The 16,912-nt window shown below is 38.9% G+C and carries 13 protein-coding genes; 8 read left to right on the forward strand and 5 right to left on the reverse strand.

Annotated features, from left to right (window positions below):
• Positions 1-3: 3 nt before the first annotated feature.
• Complete coding sequence (gene mrcB, locus K6I41_RS05820; RefSeq protein ID WP_250375390.1) at positions 4-2,400, reverse strand: penicillin-binding protein 1B; 2,397 nt, start codon at positions 2,398-2,400, stop codon at positions 4-6.
• Between the two features lie 185 nt (positions 2,401-2,585).
• Between mrcB and K6I41_RS05825 the strand changes: the two genes are divergently transcribed.
• Positions 2,586-3,494: an NAD(+) kinase gene (locus K6I41_RS05825; protein WP_004791221.1), complete on the forward strand. Its 909-nt coding sequence runs from the start codon at positions 2,586-2,588 to the stop codon at positions 3,492-3,494.
• Positions 3,491-3,763, forward strand: coding sequence for a YeaC family protein (locus K6I41_RS05830; RefSeq protein ID WP_004791223.1), 273 nt, complete (start codon positions 3,491-3,493; stop codon positions 3,761-3,763). Before K6I41_RS05825 ends, K6I41_RS05830 begins: the two co-directional genes overlap by 4 nt.
• A 198-nt stretch (positions 3,764-3,961) precedes the next feature.
• On the opposite strand, the gene K6I41_RS05835 is transcribed toward K6I41_RS05830, so the two are convergent.
• Positions 3,962-4,978 carry a glycosyl transferase family protein gene (locus K6I41_RS05835; RefSeq protein ID WP_250375391.1) on the reverse strand — a complete coding sequence of 339 codons (1,017 nt, stop codon included), beginning with the start codon at positions 4,976-4,978 and terminating at the stop codon, positions 3,962-3,964.
• Positions 4,979-5,483: 505 nt separating this feature from the next.
• Between K6I41_RS05835 and K6I41_RS05840 the strand changes: the two genes are divergently transcribed.
• Complete coding sequence (locus tag K6I41_RS05840) at positions 5,484-6,842, forward strand: dicarboxylate/amino acid:cation symporter (RefSeq protein ID WP_005307027.1); 1,359 nt, start codon at positions 5,484-5,486, stop codon at positions 6,840-6,842.
• Between the two features lie 163 nt (positions 6,843-7,005).
• Positions 7,006-8,151, forward strand: a complete 1,146-nt coding sequence (locus tag K6I41_RS05845; protein ID WP_004791229.1) for an acyl-CoA dehydrogenase family protein — start codon at positions 7,006-7,008, stop codon at positions 8,149-8,151.
• Positions 8,152-8,201: 50 nt separating this feature from the next.
• On the opposite strand, the gene K6I41_RS05850 is transcribed toward K6I41_RS05845, so the two are convergent.
• Both K6I41_RS05850 and K6I41_RS05855 read right to left on the reverse strand, forming a co-directional pair.
• Positions 8,202-8,828, reverse strand: coding sequence for a hypothetical protein (locus tag K6I41_RS05850; RefSeq protein WP_023274164.1), 627 nt, complete (start codon positions 8,826-8,828; stop codon positions 8,202-8,204).
• Between the two features lie 108 nt (positions 8,829-8,936).
• Entirely contained in the window at positions 8,937-9,881 is a 945-nt protein-coding gene (locus tag K6I41_RS05855) for an alpha/beta hydrolase (RefSeq protein ID WP_250375392.1), read from the reverse strand.
• Between the two features lie 184 nt (positions 9,882-10,065).
• Between K6I41_RS05855 and pheA the strand changes: the two genes are divergently transcribed.
• The 4 genes from pheA (at position 10,066) to K6I41_RS05875 (ending at position 15,670) form a co-directional block, all read left to right on the forward strand.
• A complete protein-coding gene (pheA, locus tag K6I41_RS05860) occupies positions 10,066-11,175 on the forward strand; it encodes a prephenate dehydratase (RefSeq protein WP_003650703.1) in 1,110 nt (369 codons plus the stop codon).
• A 107-nt stretch (positions 11,176-11,282) separates the two neighbouring features.
• Positions 11,283-13,529 carry a bifunctional prephenate dehydrogenase/3-phosphoshikimate 1-carboxyvinyltransferase gene (locus K6I41_RS05865; RefSeq protein ID WP_013197238.1) on the forward strand — a complete coding sequence of 749 codons (2,247 nt, stop codon included), beginning with the start codon at positions 11,283-11,285 and terminating at the stop codon, positions 13,527-13,529.
• Positions 13,530-13,656: 127 nt separating this feature from the next.
• Positions 13,657-14,040, forward strand: coding sequence for a hypothetical protein (locus K6I41_RS05870; RefSeq protein ID WP_016140494.1), 384 nt, complete (start codon positions 13,657-13,659; stop codon positions 14,038-14,040).
• 169 nt (positions 14,041-14,209) lie between these two features.
• Positions 14,210-15,670 carry an aminoacyl-histidine dipeptidase gene (locus tag K6I41_RS05875; protein WP_199986737.1) on the forward strand — a complete coding sequence of 487 codons (1,461 nt, stop codon included), beginning with the start codon at positions 14,210-14,212 and terminating at the stop codon, positions 15,668-15,670.
• Positions 15,671-15,705: 35 nt separating this feature from the next.
• Here K6I41_RS05875 and rtcA read toward each other — a convergent pair whose 3' ends face one another.
• Entirely contained in the window at positions 15,706-16,752 is a 1,047-nt protein-coding gene (rtcA, locus tag K6I41_RS05880; protein WP_199986738.1) for an RNA 3'-terminal phosphate cyclase, read from the reverse strand.
• Positions 16,753-16,912: the final 160 nt, after the last annotated feature.

Genomic DNA, 16,912 nt, shown 5'->3' on the forward strand with positions numbered 1-16,912 from the left:
CGCTTAGTTGTTATAACTACCACTTGAAATCACGTGTGAGTTATTTGACAGATCTTGTTGCATCTGACTTTCACTTTCACGAATATAACTGTCGGTATTATCATCCTGAGAGTCAGGCGTTGTGTTATCACTTTGTGGCGTATATGTTGGATCAACTTGATAATAAGATGCTCCACATGGCGTAGCACGGTGCGGAACCGTATGTGTTAGCATCGGAATATACATAGCACCATCACAAGCCTGAGCAGATAAATCACCCGTTGCACGATCAATCCACTGCCACTGTACAGTGTCTGGTTGACGTATATTCACAGGAGTTTGACGTAACTGTTTCATCACGTTAGTCCATACTGGCAATGCACCAGATGAACCAGTTAACCCTGTTACTTTATTGTCATCTAAACCTAACCATACTACAGCGACATGGTTACCCGAATAACCAGCAAACCATGAGTCACGTGTATCGTTAGTCGTACCTGATTTACCCGCCAATTTTAAAGCTGGAGATAAGCTGCTATAGGCTGAACGACCAGTACCCGAAGACATGACCTGTTGTAAACCATAATTCATGATATAGCCAACAGCCGGATCAATCGTTTGTTGAACATTCAGGCCATAACGGTCAAGTAAACGACCATTCGCATCTACCACAGATCGAATTGCACGAGTTGGATATTTAAAGCCGCCTGTAGCGAAGTTCTCATAGATTCCGAGTACTTCCATTGGTGACATATTGACTGCCCCAAGGAAAATAGAAGGGTAGGCAGGAATCGTTGATTCAACACCAAACTTTCTTAGATTATTGGTAAATGTTGATAAACCAAACTCTTGACCTAAACGTACAGCAGAAAGGTTGTATGAGTTTGCTAATGCTTCGCTCAGACTTACTACACCATGTCCACCACCACTATAGTTTTTAGGTGTCCAGCTTTTACCGCCGTCTACAGGAACACTGATTGGAGCATCTTCAATTTGGCTTGCCCAGTTATAACGTCCAGATTCAATCGCACTTAAATAAATCACAGGTTTCAATAAAGAACCGACTTGGCGTTTTGCATCTAAAGCACGGTTAAAACCAGTAAAGTCTTGTGTAGAGCCAACTGCTGCAACAAGCTCACCATTTTCAGGATGTGCAATCAGTACAGCACCTTGTAGGTTTTTCAAACGTGCTGGGTTGCTGTTGGCTAAGCGATCTACTGAAGCTTTAAATGCGTTTTGAACTTGAGTTTGAGTAATTGGGTCTAAGGTCGTAAAAATACGTAAGCCCTGATTGGTTAAATCACTTTCTTGATATTCTGTACGCAACTGACGACGAACAATATCTAAAAAGTCGGGGAATTTTGCAGGCCCTAAACTTGGTTTACTTAATACATTTAAAGGACGTGCAATTTCATCTTCATATTCGGCTTGAGTTAAATAACCCATCACACGCATGTTGTTTAATACGGTATCGCGGCGTTTTTTTGCACCTTCAGGGTTTTTCCAAGGATTATATAAAGAAGGGCCTTGTACCAAACCTACTAAATAAGCTTGTTGTGCAACGCTAAGCTCACGTAATGGTAAACCAAAATAAAATTGTGAAGCCAAACCATAGCCATTAATTGAGTAGCTACCGTTTTGGCCAAGATTCACTTCATTTAAATAGGCTTCTAAAATTTCATCTTTGCTGTAATGCAGCTCGATGAGCAAAGCCATTAATGCCTCATTAACTTTACGTTTTAATGTACGCTCAGGTGTGAGATAGAAGTTTTTAACTAATTGTTGAGTCAGGGTTGAGCCACCTTGACGCTTTCCACCCGTGATATTACTCACTAGTGCACGAGCCGTACCGCGAATTGAAATACCATGATGATGATAAAAATTGCGGTCTTCTGTAGAAATTAAAGCTTCAATAAGTGGTTTAGGGACATTATTCAGTTTAATGAGTACACGGTCTTCATTGTGTTGAGGATAAATTCCTCCAATGAGTAACGGTTCTAAGCGTGCAACGCCTGTTGAAGAGGGTTTAGTACTTCGAACTTCAACAACTTGATCATTTGCAAAACTTAACTCTAAGACTTGTTCAGGTTCAACACTGTCGCCGTAGTCAAAACCACGTGTGTGAATATACATGTTGCTGCCTTGAGCAACATAACTTCCCGATTTGTCATAATTACTTGAAGTTTTGTAACCCAGTAGCTTCAATTCTTGAGTGAAATTTGCTTGGGAAATAGGCGCGTTGTTATAAATTTCCAGAGGTCGTGCAAACACTTTGGCAGGAATATCCCACCGTTGTCCTTCAAATTTTTCACGGATAATATTATCTAAACGAATCAGATAGATACTAAGAGCAATAAAAGCACCAATGACCAAAATGGAAAAGATTAGTGCAAAGAAACCGATACCACGTTCAAACTTCATAAAAATGAGATAAAACCCTAACAATGCCTGTAATGATGCGATAGCTTGTCATCAATTTGCAATGATAAAACTGTGAATAATTGGAAAACTTAGATTGAATTTTACAGCATCTTGTAGTTATGTTTTTTTAAATTAATCCGGTTAATGTTATTATAGGCAAGTATCGCAGCGGAGCTTACTCATTCGTGCAAATTTCACATAAGTCCTTCAGAAACGTCGGGTTAATCGGTCGACCAGATAAATCATCAGTTGTAGAAACACTATGTTTAATTCATGATCATTTATTGAACCTAGGTTTAAACCCCATTTTTGATCAGGAAACTGCTGAATTAGTGCCTTATGATCATGCACAGGTAGTAAGCCGTCATTTATTAGGTGAAGTTGCTGATTTAGTTATTGTAGTTGGCGGGGACGGTTCTTTACTCCACGCGGCAAGAGCTTTAGTTCGTTACAATACACCTGTTATTGGTATCAACCGTGGTCGATTAGGTTTTCTAACCGATATCAAACCGTCAGAAGCGATTTTTAAACTTGACCAAGTGCTTCAAGGGCATTTTCAACTTGATCGCCGTTTCTTGCTTGAAATGGAAGTGCGAACAAATGGCGAAGTCATTTATGATGCCATTGCTTTAAATGATGTCGTTTTGCATTCGGGTAAGTCGGTACACATGATTGACTTCGAGCTTAATATTGATGGTCAATATGTTTATCGTCAACATAGTGATGGTTTAATTGTTTCGACTCCAACAGGATCAACGGCTTATGCGTTGTCAGGCGGTGGACCAATTTTACATCCAAGTATGGACGCTATTGCATTAGTTCCAATGCATCCGCATACATTGTCATCACGTCCTATCGTAGTCGGTGGACAAAGCGAAATTAAGATTGTTATTCGCGAAAATCGGGTGTTACCGATGGTGAGTGCAGATGGTCAACATAGCATATCGCTCAATGTTGGAGATAGTTTACACATCCGCAAACATCCATTTAAACTAAGTTTATTGCATCCACCAGGTTATGATTTTTATATGGCCTGCCGTACCAAACTTGGTTGGAACCAAGATTTTGAATCTTTCCAAAGAGATGAATCATGAATATTGAACAAATGCTATCTATTTTAAACCCTGAGATTGTAGAGCGTTTAAAAACAGCAGTAGAAATTGGTAAATGGCCAAATGGCGTTGTTTTAACAAAAGAGCAGCGTGAAACTTGTATGCAAGCTGTAATTGCTTGGGAGTTAAAAAACTTACCAGAAGAGCAGCGTAGTGGTTATATTGACCGCGGTACGAAAGAAGAAGGTGAGGTTTGTGAAGATGATCACCACAAACATGAGCCAGAATTTAAACCAATTCGTTTTGTTTAAAACAGCATTTTAGAATAAAAGAATAAATCGTATTAGCATTTGCTATCGCGTCGGCGACATGGATGTCGCCTGTTGAGCAACAGTACAAGAACGTACTGTTTGCTCAACGAAAGATTTTTGTTACTTTTCATCTTTGAAAAGTAAGTATTGCCTATATGTAACCATATCGAAAAGACATAACCTATAAGGCTGCATGAACTAAATTTTATCTTTTAGCCCTGAATTTCTTGTTTCCCACAATACTTTTGCTTTCTGCATTGCCTCTTCAAAACTAGCAACAACGCCCATGGTATATAGCGCAATTCCCATTGTTTCTGTTACTGCCATTTCACCGTATTCATGGTGCTGCTGACCAAGCCATACTGCTTTGAAAGTTGCTAAATCTAATTCTTCTTCAGTTGGACTACGTTCAGGGGTGAGTTTTGGTAACTCGTGTTCATAAAGCTCACCATTTTTAATGCCACAAATGAGTGTTTTTGCATCTGGATTTCGTTCAAATTCACCGCCTTCACCCTTAATCACAGCACTATTTTGATAGCCTAAGCGCAGTGCACTATGTTGATGAGAGGTTCTATACGCTGGATGGAATATAGCTTGTAAGGTAGCTTTAGCATTAAAAGGATTAATGAGACGGGCTAAAGTATGAATCGGTGAGCGTAGGCCCATTACATTCCTTAAAGAAATTAGTTCACTTAAAACTGGTGAAATCACATCTAAAGGTAAGTATGCGAAATTTTGCTCTGCTAGTTGTGTTCGTACTTCTTGTTCAGAATGACAAATTTGATAACCCAGATATTCTAAAACTTGCTCGGTATAGACGCGGTTAAGCGTGTGGCCTGATGCACCATGCATAACAATCTTATAGCCATGCTGGGCAAGTGTGAGAGCTGCTAACAAAAACCATGGGTAATGTTTACGTTTACCCGCATAAGATGACCAGTCTAAATCAACTTCCAAAGGTTGAAAATTGAGTTGATCTCTAGTGGCTTGAACAAATCCCGCGAGTTCATCAATAGATTCTTCCTTAACACGAAGTAGCATTAAAAAAGCACCTAACTGAACATCAAGCACTTCACCTTTTAAAATCATGCTAAATGCTTGATAAGCTTCTTCATAGCTTAAAGAGCGTGAACCACTTTTTCCCTTACCTAAAATACGGACATATTGAGCGAATGGGTGTTCAGCATCTTTATAGATATTACGTTTAGTATTCATCGTGGTTCAAAAACAATAAAAATGATGGGATGTAGGCAGCTCAAAATGAAATGTCCACAAGTATTTAATCAATATGACATAAAAAACTGTCGAAAAAATATCAAAAGTGTTTCTTATACTAAAGTCTTAAGGCTGCATGGGTGTTTTTTGTGCGTATTAGCTAAAAATTTAACCGAATCATTATTTAATTCGAGTACACTTTCTCGTGCTTTTTTGAGCACTCATATCATAATTTTCTGTGATTCTCCTATATCTTCAGCTTTTTATTGAAAAAGTAAGAGGTTATTTCTAACTACTCAAAGTGGTTAGAAACTTCAGGTATTCTCCTGTTTTAGAAAACAACTTTTTTTGTTTTCATTGAGGTAGTAGGAAGGTTTTTTGTTTACAAAGAACCGTTTCCCTTTTGCGGTGTTCATGTGAAAGGTTAGGGCTGTGTATTCGTAAAGAATAGACGTTTCATTTTGGTATTTCCAACGGACTTGGAAATATAGATTGAAGTAAAGTTATGGCTAAAAAACCGATTTATAAATCACTTTATTTTCAGGTGATTATTGCGATTATTGCGGGTGTTTTGGTAGGGCATTTTTCCCCAAGCTCAACGCAAATTGTCAATGGTGTTGAACAGCATATCCCAGGTTTAGGTGAGAAACTCAAGCCATTAGGTGATGCCTTTATTCGTTTGATCAAGATGATCATCGCTCCAGTTATTTTCTGTACCGTGGTCAGCGGTATTGCTGGCATGGAAAGCATGAAGTCAGTCGGAAAAACTGGCGGCGTCGCGTTGTTATACTTTGAAGTTGTTTCAACAATTGCACTTCTGATTGGCCTTGTTGTAATTAACATTGCTAAACCGGGTGTAGGGATGAATATTGACCCTACAACTCTAGACACCTCGGGCATTCAAAAATACGTCAGTTCTGGTGAGTCACAATCTACCATTGATTTCTTAATGCACATCATTCCAGATACGGTTGTTGGCGCATTTGCAAATGGTGAAATCTTACAAGTCCTTCTTTTTGCAATTCTCTTTGGTTTTGCTTTACATAAGTTAGGTGATGCAGGACGTCCAGTTTTAAAATTTATTGATCAAGTTGCACATGTGTTCTTTAACATTGTGAACATGATTATGAAACTGGCTCCGATTGGTGCATTCGGTGCAATGGCATTCACCATTGGTAAATATGGCGTTGGTTCACTTGTACAATTAGGGCAATTAATTCTCTGCTTCTATGTTACGTGTCTACTCTTTATCTTCTTGATTTTGGGTACAATCAGCCGTATGAGTGGATTCAGTATCCTCAAAATGATTCGCATGATTCGTGAAGAGTTATTAATTGTACTTGGTACATCTTCTTCTGAATCTGTTTTACCTCGCATGTTGCGTAAACTCGAAATTGCAGGTTGTGAAAAGTCTGTAGTCGGTTTGGTTATTCCAACAGGTTATTCATTTAACCTAGATGGAACGTCAATTTATTTGACTATGGCAGCAATCTTTATTGCTCAGGCAACGAATACTCAGCTTGATATTCAACATCAGATTACTTTGTTATTAGTACTCTTAATCTCATCTAAGGGTGCGGCGGGTGTAACTGGATCTGGCTTTATTGTTATGGCGGCAACTTTGTCTGCTGTTGGACATATTCCGGTTGCAGGTTTGGCATTGATTTTAGGTATTGACCGTTTCATGTCAGAAGCACGTGCTTTAACTAACCTTGTTGGTAACTCTTTAGCGACAATTGTTGTTGCGAAATGGGTTGGTGCTTTAGATAAAGATAAGCTTAATGATGCTTTAAATAATCCAGATGAAGTCGACAGAAAAATGATGGAACCAAAAAGTCCTCAAGTCGCTGAAGGTTTAGATTAATTCAAAGAAACCTATATAAAAAAGGAAGCTAAAGCTTCCTTTTTTATTGGCTGACTGAAAAGTACAGTTTTAATGAGCAGCTATGCCATGACAGTTGCTAAAAAAATGATTAGCATGCACAGCAATGAGATTCGATAAAACAATAAAGCTGAAGGAAAATATTATGTTGGCATACGATGCAGATTTAGAATTATTCCGTGATAATTTTAAACGTTTTATGAGTGAGCATATTGCGCCTCACTACGACCAATGGGAACGCGAAGGAATCATGCCTCGTTCAGTTTGGAATCAACTGGGTGAAAATGGCTATTTATGTGTGGATGTTCCAGAAGAATATGGTGGTTATGGGGTTCCGACATATTATTCGTTAATGTTGGTTGAAGAGTCTGCACGTGCTGGTTTTTGTGCATTATCAACAGCTATTTCTTGCCACTCTGAAATTGCTGCGCCGTATATTTTACATATTGGGACAGAAGAGCAAAAACAATATTGGTTACCGAAAATGGTAACAGGTGAAGTTGTTGGTGCAATTGGTATGACTGAACCTGGAGCAGGCTCGGATTTACAATCAATGCGTACCAGTGCCATCTTGCAAGACGATCACTATTTATTAAATGGTTCAAAAACATTTATTTCAAATGGACAGCATGCTGATCTTGTCGTGCTTGCAGTAAAAACTGATCCTCAAGCACGGGCGAAAGGTGTGTCATTATTATTGGCAGATACACATTTGGAAGGCTTTAAAAAAGGCACAAATTTAGACAAAATCGGCCTACATTCTCAAGATACATCTGAGTTGTTTTTTGACAATGTGAAAGTACCTAAAAACCAATTACTTGGTCAAGCTGGGCAAGGTTTTGCTTATTTAATGCAAGAGTTACCTCGTGAACGTACTGCAATTGCATCTACTGCAATTGGGGCAATTCGCGGTGCGATTGATTTGGCAACAGCTTATGTAAAAGAGCGTCAAGCATTTGGTCAACCCATTTCACAGTTCCAAAATACTCGTTTTGTTTTAGCACAAGCAAAAATTGATGAGCTTGCAACAGCGGCTTTTTATGAAAGAAACGTTGCCTTATATCAAGAAGGCAAACTAGATGTAGAAACGGCTGCGGCATTGAAAAGTTTCAGTAGTGATATGCAAATGAAGGTTGCAGACAACTTACTCCAACTTTTTGGTGGGTATGGTTATATGACTGAATATCCAATTTCACGTTTCTTTGTAGATGCCCGTATCCAACGTATTTACGGTGGTACAAATGAAATTATGAAAGAAATCGTAGCACGTGGATTAATTGGCAAAGCCTAATTAAGCAGAGAAAAAACAGCCTGTCTTAGAACAGGCTGTTTTGTTTTTAACTATTTGGTCTTTTGTTGAATGACAGGATAGTCTTGTTGTTTCGGCAATTGCTGTAATGCATGATTCATCTTTCTTAAAAACTCATCTGCTTCATCTTGATGAAATGAATCTTCGGTGTATTCACTACGTTCTTGAAAGACGACACCACAACCAGTTATTTTCATATTTTCAGGATTAAATGACCAGTCATTTGGATTCTTTAAGTTAATGTTTAAATCACTTTCACAACTTTTCCATAAACGTAAAAACTCATTTGATAATTCTGCTTTAAATCCTCGTGCTGGATAGACCGAGAAACCTTTCATTTCGGGATTAGAAAACTGTATAAACATGTCTACTGGCATACCGCCCCAAATGATTGCTGTATTTTCTGGTAAAGCAATCCCTGATAAATTTTTCTCTTTTAAAGCATGTGTTTGCTCAAATTTCTGCCTGAAATTTTGGGACTTATAGGTGAGCTTGGTTTTAGGTGGGATTGGAATACCACGAACTTGATTACTGACAGTTGTCATATAGTACGGAGAATTATCCCTACCATTGCATCCTGCGATTAAGGGGCAACCGCCACAAGCCGTTAAACTAAAACTTGTAAGACCCAGTAAGCCTAAAACAATAATTTTATTCATTCTATTTTACTGTTGTTATGACATATTGGGTCAGTATAACCAATCTATGCATTAAGAGGACTATCTTTAAGAACAACGAAATAATCATCTTTAAATGTAATTATGTTTTTACTTGGCTGGCTGCTGTGATGGCCCATCAAATAAAGATTTACAGCTTTCTAGGTCTTTGCACGAAGCAAACATAAGGGCTTTGGGTAGACTTGCATACAAATTTGTAATGTGTTGTTCAGCAGGGTTATAAAAATGCCAATAAGTAAATTGATCTGAACGTTTATTTTCCAGAGCTTTAAAGAAATCTGTTTCGTTAAATTTATTATCAAGTTGAGTGCGAGGCCCACCTTGTTCATGTGTACCGACTGTGGTCAAAAGCATTGGAGAATTACTTTGTTTTTGACTTTGCCAATGATTTAACTGTTGAAATAACATGCCTTGATCAAACCAAAGAGAAGTGCTTGCAGCAAAGTAACGCTGGAATGCATCTGGCTTTTGAAAAAAATGATAAAGAACCAACAAGCCTCCAAAAGAATGTCCATATAGACTCTGTTGTTGACTATTAACTGGAAACTGTTTTGCAATTTCTGGTTTGAGTTCATCATTTAAGAAATTGATGAATTTGTCAGCACCACCATATTTATATTTACCTTGTGCCTGAAATTCAGCGGAAGGTTTTGGTGTGTAATCATAAGCGCGTTTTTGCACATCAAAAGTTTTTTGCTGAGGATATCCAACCGCGACGATCATGAGCGGGTCTAGGCCTAATTTTGCTGAACCTGCACCAATAGACTGGGCAATATTGGCAGCACTTGGGAATGCTGCATTGCCATCTAATATATAAAGTACTGGATAACCATGTTGGGGTGGGGCAACGGGTGGTTTATAAATTTGAATAAGATAATCATGGCCTGTATTTTTAGATTTAATTTGAAATTGCGCCTGATTATTTTGAAAAACGATTTTTGATTGATTTTGTGTAGAAGTTTGAGCCAAAACAGAGCTGCTTATTAATGAACTCAAAAGGAAACAACAAGGTAAAAAGAAAAATGATTTATGCATAATGGGGAATAATAAAATTTATTACACAAATGATAAATGAAAATCATTATCAAATAAAGCAATTCAAGGAATGTGTGCAAAAAGGTTAATGAAAAAAGCTCTTACAGCGATATTGCCTAACAAATCAAAGCAGACTATTGTTATACTCTCGTTCAAAAGATGATTTTACTGAGGCTGCATTCTAATGATCAACGATGATCAAAACAAAACGACTTCTCTTAGTTTAGAACAAATTCGCGAAGATATTGATAGCGTGGATCAACAGATTCAAGAATTATTAAATCGACGTGCAAGCCTTGCTGAAGCTGTTGCGAAAGCTAAATTTGCTTCCGAAGAGAATCCTTTGTTTTATCGTCCTGAACGTGAAGCGCAAGTATTACGCAAAGTAATGGAGCGTAACCAAGGTCCTTTGTCTGATGTAACCATGGCGCGTTTGTTCCGTGAAATTATGTCTGCTTGCCTTGCTTTAGAAGCTCCACAAAGTATTGCATTTTTAGGGCCAGAAGGTACTTTTACTCAATCTGCTGTACTTAAGCATTTTGGTAAAGATGCGGTTGTACGCCCACTTCCAACTATTGATGAAGTTTTCCGTGAAGTGGAAGCAGGGAGTGCGCATTACGGTGTAGTTCCAGTTGAGAACTCATCTGAAGGTGTTGTAAACCATACCTTAGATTGCTTTAAAACATCGAATTTAAATGTGATTGGTGAAGTTGAATTACGTATTCATCATCAATTTCTTGTTTCTGAAAATACACGTAAAGACAGTATTAAGCAGATTTATGCTCATCAGCAAACTTTGGCACAATGTCGCCAGTGGTTAGATGCACATTATCCGGGTGTTGAACGTGTTGCTTTAAACTCAAATGCAGAAGCTGCCCGCCGTATCCGCAACGAATGGCATTCGGCAGCGATCGCCTCTGATATTGCAGCAGGCATGTATAACCTTGAAATCTTACATAGCAATATTGAAGATAATCCGGAAAATACCACGCGTTTCTTAGTGATTGGCCGTGAAAAAATTCCACAAAGCGGCAACGATAAAACATCGTTATTGATTTCAGCACATGACCGTGCGGGTGCTTTACTAGAAATTTTAGCACCATTTGCAAAACATAATATTAGCTTAACAAGTATTGAAACTCGTCCAGCATTACCTGAAAAGTGGGCATACGTATTCTTTATTGATTTAGAAGGTCATATCGAACAAGAGAATGTTGCTGCTGCGATTAATGATATTCGCCCAATGGTGAAAGAGATTCGTATTTTAGGTTCTTATCCTGCTGCTGTTCTGTAATCACTTATGTTGGAATAATGACATGCATCAAGATAAGCATGTCATTATGCTTAAAAACAAATTGCTCAATGGTTTAAATAACTTTGAGCAAAAGCAAAGTTGAAGTTATGTCACAACCCCTATTTAAAAAAGTTGCATTTATTGGTTTAGGACTCATCGGGTCGAGTTTAGCTCGTGTTATTGTTGCAGAAAAGTTGGCCACAACTGTTGTTGCATCTACACGCTCACAGAAAACTTTAGAAGATGCAAAATCACTTGGCTTAATACAAGAAGGATTTTCTGATCCTGTTGAAGCCGTGAAAGGGGCAGATTTAGTCGTTTTAGCCTTGCCCGTACGTGCTACACAAAAAGTGCTTGAGCAAATTAAACCTTATTTGTCAGAAACCACGATTGTAACTGATGTGGGAAGTACAAAAGGTAATGTCGTTGATGCAGCAAAAGCTGTATTTGGTGAAAATTTACCAGCAGGTTTTGTACCGGGACACCCTATTGCAGGTAGTGAACACACGGGTGTTCATGCAGGTAAGGTTGACCTATTTGCAAATCACAAAGTAATTTTAACGCCGTTACCGACAAGTGCAGAATGGGCTGTTGATAAACTGATTCAACTTTGGTCAGCTGCTAAAGCTGAAGTCATTTGTATGGATGTTGCTAAGCATGATGAAGTGCTTGCGCATACGAGTCATCTACCACATTTAATGGCATTTAATCTGGTCGAGCAACTTGCAAACCGTGAAGATAATCTTGATATTTTCCGTTATGCAGCAGGTGGTTTTCGTGATTTCTCACGGATTGCGGCTAGTGATCCCCAAATGTGGCATGACATTTTCTTTGCCAATAAAACAGCGATATTAAATGCTGTAGATGGCTTTGAAAAGCAACTTACCGTACTTAGAAAATTGATTGAAAACGAAGATTCTCATGCATTAATGGGTTTACTCGGCCATGCTCAGGCAGCACGTCAGCATTTCAATCATATGTTAGCCAAAAAACCTTTAATGGAGAAAAATAAGGTGACACAGCAATTCAGTATCTTACCGGGAAATAAGGCTTTTAAAGGTAAATTTACCGTACCGGGTGACAAATCTGTGTCACATCGCTCCATTATGTTTGGTGCTATTGCCGAAGGCACTACGCATGTAACAGGCTTCCTCGAAGGTGAAGATGCTTTAGCAACTTTGCAAGCTTTCCGTGACATGGGCGTAAGCATTGAAGGCCCAAAGAATGGGGAAGTGACCATTCATGGCGTAGGCATGCATGGTTTAAAAGCACCTGCAAGTGCATTGTATATGGGTAACTCTGGTACAAGCATGCGTTTGCTTTCAGGTATGCTATCAGCGCAAAAGTTTGATTCAGTGATGACGGGTGATGCGTCACTTTCTAAACGTCCAATGGAGCGTATTGCTAAACCATTACGTTTAATGGGTGCACAAATTCAGACTACCGGTGAGAAAGGTACACCACCTGTCAGCATTACGGGTAGCCAGCAATTAAAAGGCATTCAATACGATTTACCTATGGCATCTGCTCAAGTGAAGTCGGGTATTTTACTTGCTGGTTTGTGGGCTGAAGGTGAAACTTCAGTCACTGAACCAGAACCAACTCGTGACCACACAGAGCGCATGCTTCGTGCATTTGGTTATGATGTTAAAACCGAAGGCAACAAGATTTCTCTTGTTGGTGGCGGTAAATTAGTAGGTACTGATATTCAAGTACCATCTGATATTTCATCTGCTGCTTTCTTTATGGTGGGTGCTGCAATTACTGAGGGTTCCGATGTTGTTCTGGAAGCTGTAGGTATTAACCCAACACGTACTGGCGTAATCGAAATTTTAAAACAGATGGGTGCTGATCTAACTGTTGAAAATGAACGTATTGCTGGTGGCGAACCTATTGCGGATATTCATATTAAAGGTTCACGCACGCTTAAAGGCATTCATATGCCAGAAGACCAAGTACCTTTAGCAATTGATGAATTCCCAGCTTTATTTATTGCAGCAGCTTGTGCCGAAGGCCAAACGGTACTAACTGGTGCGGCAGAACTTCGTGTGAAAGAATCTGACCGTATTCAGGTTATGGCAGATGGCTTAAAAATCATGGGTATTGACTGCACGCCAACTGATGATGGAATCATTATCGAAGGTAAGGGTAAGTCAGGTGATTGGTCACCAATCTTTGCTGGTGGTGAAATTGAATCACATCATGACCACCGTATTGCCATGAGTTTTAGTATGGCAGGTCTTCGTAATTCTGGTCCGATTACAATTCAGGGTACTGAAACTGTGGCGACAAGTTTCCCAACTTTCACTGAGTTGGCGAATCGTGCAGGTTTAACAATCGAAGTTAGCCAATAACTTTTGACCTAACACATTTTATAATTGCTAACACAATAGCAACGGCAGCAGCGGGCTAAAGGCTTGGCTGCTGTTTGTTTATTGCTTATGCTAAGCGCAGATAATGATAAAAGTGTTAGGACAAAGGATGAAAAAATTACAATTTATTGCCAGTTGCCCACAACATGGGGTGCTTGATCATCCACCAAATGAATGCCATATCACTCAAGAATATGTAGCGGCTTTACTGTTTAAACAATTGGGGCATTATGGTTTTGATGCACAGCACATTGTGCATGAGCATGAAAAGGTAGAAGTCAGTATCGATAATCATCTTTTACCCTTGTCGATTACTTGTCAGAAAACAGACCATGAAGGGCATTTGATGTGTGAAATCTCTGCTAATCCAGATGAAGAGCAAGACTGGTTTGAGAAAATTGAAACACAGAGCATCATTCGTCAGCTTGCACAGGCAGTTGAAAATAGTTTGAAAGCTGATCAAAGCTTTTCAGCATTTGAATGGAAAAACTAAGCAGGCGACTGTTAAGACTTATTCATGAAGTACGGCTTTTTAGAAAGTCGTATTATCTCTTTAGATTAAAGATAAAAATACAAAATCTTTCCTGAAATTCCTACCTATCTTTAATGCATTGTGTATATTGAAATTATTAAGATATTTACATAATTAGAGTGTGGTTTTCATGACACAAGTCAATATTGCAGCATTATCTCCTCAAGTGGTTTGGCAGCATTTTCAAACACTTTGCACTATTCCTCGTCCCTCAAAGCATGAACAGCAGCTTCGTGAGTTTTTAAAAAACTGGGCTGAAAGTCGGAATTTAGAAACATACGTAGATGAAGTCGGTAATTTAATTATCCGTAAGAATGCGACTCTGGGTAAAGAACATGTGTCTGGAGTCATTCTGCAAGGCCATTTAGATATGGTCACACAAGCCAACACTGGCACAGTACATGATTTCTTTAAAGACCCAATTCGCCCAGTTCTTGAAGATGGCTGGTTAATTGCTAAAGATACTACTTTAGGTGCTGATAATGGCATTGGGGTAGCTTTAGCCTTGGCAGTTTTAGACTCAAATGATATTGCTCATGGACCAATTGAAGTTCTTTTAACTGTTGATGAAGAAGCAGGGATGAGCGGTGCACGGCTTTTACAGGCAGGTGTGCTAAAAGGAAAATGGTTATTTAATATTGATACAGAAGAGTGGGGCGAGTTATATCTCGGATGTGCTGGCAGTATTGATGTTGAAGTAGAACAATCGCTCACGTATGAACCAATTTCTGAAAATTTGACGGTTGTAAATATTCAGATTGCTGGCCTTAAAGGTGGTCACTCTGGTGTAGATATTCATTTAGGACGTGGCAATGCCAACGTTATTCTGGCCCGCTTTTTAAATGAGTATTTAGCAAAGCTTGGTGGACGACTTGTTGAATTTACAGGTGGTACGGCCCGTAATGCTTTACCTCGAGAAGCAGTAGCAACCATTGCAATTTCATCTAATCAGTTACCAGAACTAGAAAAATTACTTGATGAATATCAAACAGCATGGAAAAAACAGCTACAAGGTATTGATGACAATCTGCAATTAAGTATTCAACCGAATAGCACGGAAGTAACCGAAGTCATTACTCAACAACAGCAAAACGAGTGGTTACAAGCTTTAGCAACAAGCCCTTACGGCGTTGCAAGTATGAGTCAAGCTTTACCAGACGTAGTTGAAACTTCAAATAATATTGGGGTGGTAAAACTAAATCGAGAGGGTGGAAAAGCTGTTTTAATGGTTCGCTCAATGGTGAACCAAGAAGCTCAAGATTTTGCAGAAAAAATTCAGGCACATTTTAGTCAATTTAATATCGCTTCTGCACTCACGCCCTTAGTTTCGGGTTGGACACCAAATCCTGACTCAGCTGCTCTAAAGTGTTTACAACAAGCCTATCAAAAGGCATTTAACATTGAGCCAAATCTTAAAGTGATTCATGCGGGTTTAGAGTGCGGGATTATTGCTGAACATTATCCAGATTTACAGATGGTTTCGTTTGGACCGGATATTCAAGGTGCACACGCACCGGGTGAACGAGTTAAGGTTGATACCGTAGAGAAGTGCTGGAAGCTACTAGTAACCGCTTTAGCATCTGTAGAGTAATTTTTTAAGAGATAAGAAGCTCAGTTATGAGCTTCTTAAACTTTAACTTTTATATGGAAATGATCTGGATTTAATTCTACAAACTCGATTTCACAATCAATAAATTTTTCAATCATGGCTGCTTGAGTACGAGTGTGTTCGCTAATACATTGTGCGGTGAATTCACCACCTTGACCTAAAGCTAAAGGTAGAAGCAATTGATCTGCCAAATACTCATCTACAACAGCCTGCGAAGATAAATATAGCTTTACATCTTTTGCTAAGTGATCAGCTATTTGCTCCGCACTTTTGCGCATTTCACCTAAAGCTGTAAAAAGTTGAGTGTGATATTGATGAGCAACTTTCACATACATTGTATTGCCTTGGCTAATTCCATTTAAATGAAATTGCTGCTGCGAGCTTAAGTTTAGTTTTTTACTTAATGTGGTTAATTCACGTTGTGCTATCTGTGCTTCTTCTGAAAGATTTAATACAGCTGCAAAAGCTTCATTGCCTTGCAAAGCACCACGATCTAATAAATTTAAGCTGTTTCGATCTTGCCATGGCTGAACAGTAATCTGAATTTCACCAGCACCAATTGGAAAAAAGCCAGCTTTATTTAATCTAAAATCGACGTTAATTCCAATCTTCGCTAGAGCAGGTAAAAAGCAGTGTTCAATAAAATCTGCTGTTGGTGCAAGTGGATTATGTGTACCCCCTGAAATGGTGAGTTCGGTAGCTTCATTTTGTAATAACAAAACAGGTAGAAGCGTTTGTAAAACCAGTGTTGTACTACCCGCAGAACCGATTTGAAATTGATATTTACCACTTTGAACATGCTGAGGTGCGAAATATAAACGTTGGCTATGTAATTCAGCACCTTCCACATAGGCTTGGCTAATTTGTTGAGATGCCTGTACACAGACCAAATGCTGGCGCATTAAACCTGGTTTTTTACGTCCTGCACGTATATTAATTAATTCAAAGGGCTGACCTGTAATCATTGAGAGGGCAAGGGCGGTTCTTAAAATCTGTCCACCGCCTTCACCTTGTGAACCATCAATTTGGATGGTTTTGGGCATATTTGCCAAAGCTTTATTCACTTCTGTTTTCCTTATTTTCTAATTTAATGAACATACTGTCAGTACATGGTAATGCGAAGTAACGTGTGACTTTGCTTTTGACAAAGATTTACTAGGTGCATAGTGCTGAGCCTGATAAGTGAATATCGATGCACGGCTCACATGCTGCCATAGCCGCCTG

It is taken from the genome of Acinetobacter sp. AS23 (genome assembly GCF_023612055.1).
GTDB lineage: Bacteria > Pseudomonadota > Gammaproteobacteria > Pseudomonadales > Moraxellaceae > Acinetobacter > Acinetobacter oleivorans.

What these genes read in the sequence shown, in the direction of transcription:
- mrcB (WP_250375390.1), bottom strand. Translation starts at nt 2,400, where the DNA reads ATGAAGTTTGAACGTGGTATCGGTTTCTTTGCACTAATCTTTTCCATT.
- K6I41_RS05830 (WP_004791223.1), top strand. Translation starts at nt 3,491, where the DNA reads ATGAATATTGAACAAATGCTATCTATTTTAAACCCTGAGATTGTAGAG.
- K6I41_RS05835 (WP_250375391.1), bottom strand. Translation starts at nt 4,978, where the DNA reads ATGAATACTAAACGTAATATCTATAAAGATGCTGAACACCCATTCGCT.
- K6I41_RS05840 (WP_005307027.1), top strand. Translation starts at nt 5,484, where the DNA reads ATGGCTAAAAAACCGATTTATAAATCACTTTATTTTCAGGTGATTATT.
- K6I41_RS05845 (WP_004791229.1), top strand. Translation starts at nt 7,006, where the DNA reads ATGTTGGCATACGATGCAGATTTAGAATTATTCCGTGATAATTTTAAA.
- K6I41_RS05850 (WP_023274164.1), bottom strand. Translation starts at nt 8,828, where the DNA reads ATGAATAAAATTATTGTTTTAGGCTTACTGGGTCTTACAAGTTTTAGT.
- K6I41_RS05855 (WP_250375392.1), bottom strand. Translation starts at nt 9,881, where the DNA reads ATGCATAAATCATTTTTCTTTTTACCTTGTTGTTTCCTTTTGAGTTCA.
- pheA (WP_003650703.1), top strand. Translation starts at nt 10,066, where the DNA reads ATGATCAACGATGATCAAAACAAAACGACTTCTCTTAGTTTAGAACAA.
- K6I41_RS05865 (WP_013197238.1), top strand. Translation starts at nt 11,283, where the DNA reads ATGTCACAACCCCTATTTAAAAAAGTTGCATTTATTGGTTTAGGACTC.
- K6I41_RS05870 (WP_016140494.1), top strand. Translation starts at nt 13,657, where the DNA reads ATGAAAAAATTACAATTTATTGCCAGTTGCCCACAACATGGGGTGCTT.
- K6I41_RS05875 (WP_199986737.1), top strand. Translation starts at nt 14,210, where the DNA reads ATGACACAAGTCAATATTGCAGCATTATCTCCTCAAGTGGTTTGGCAG.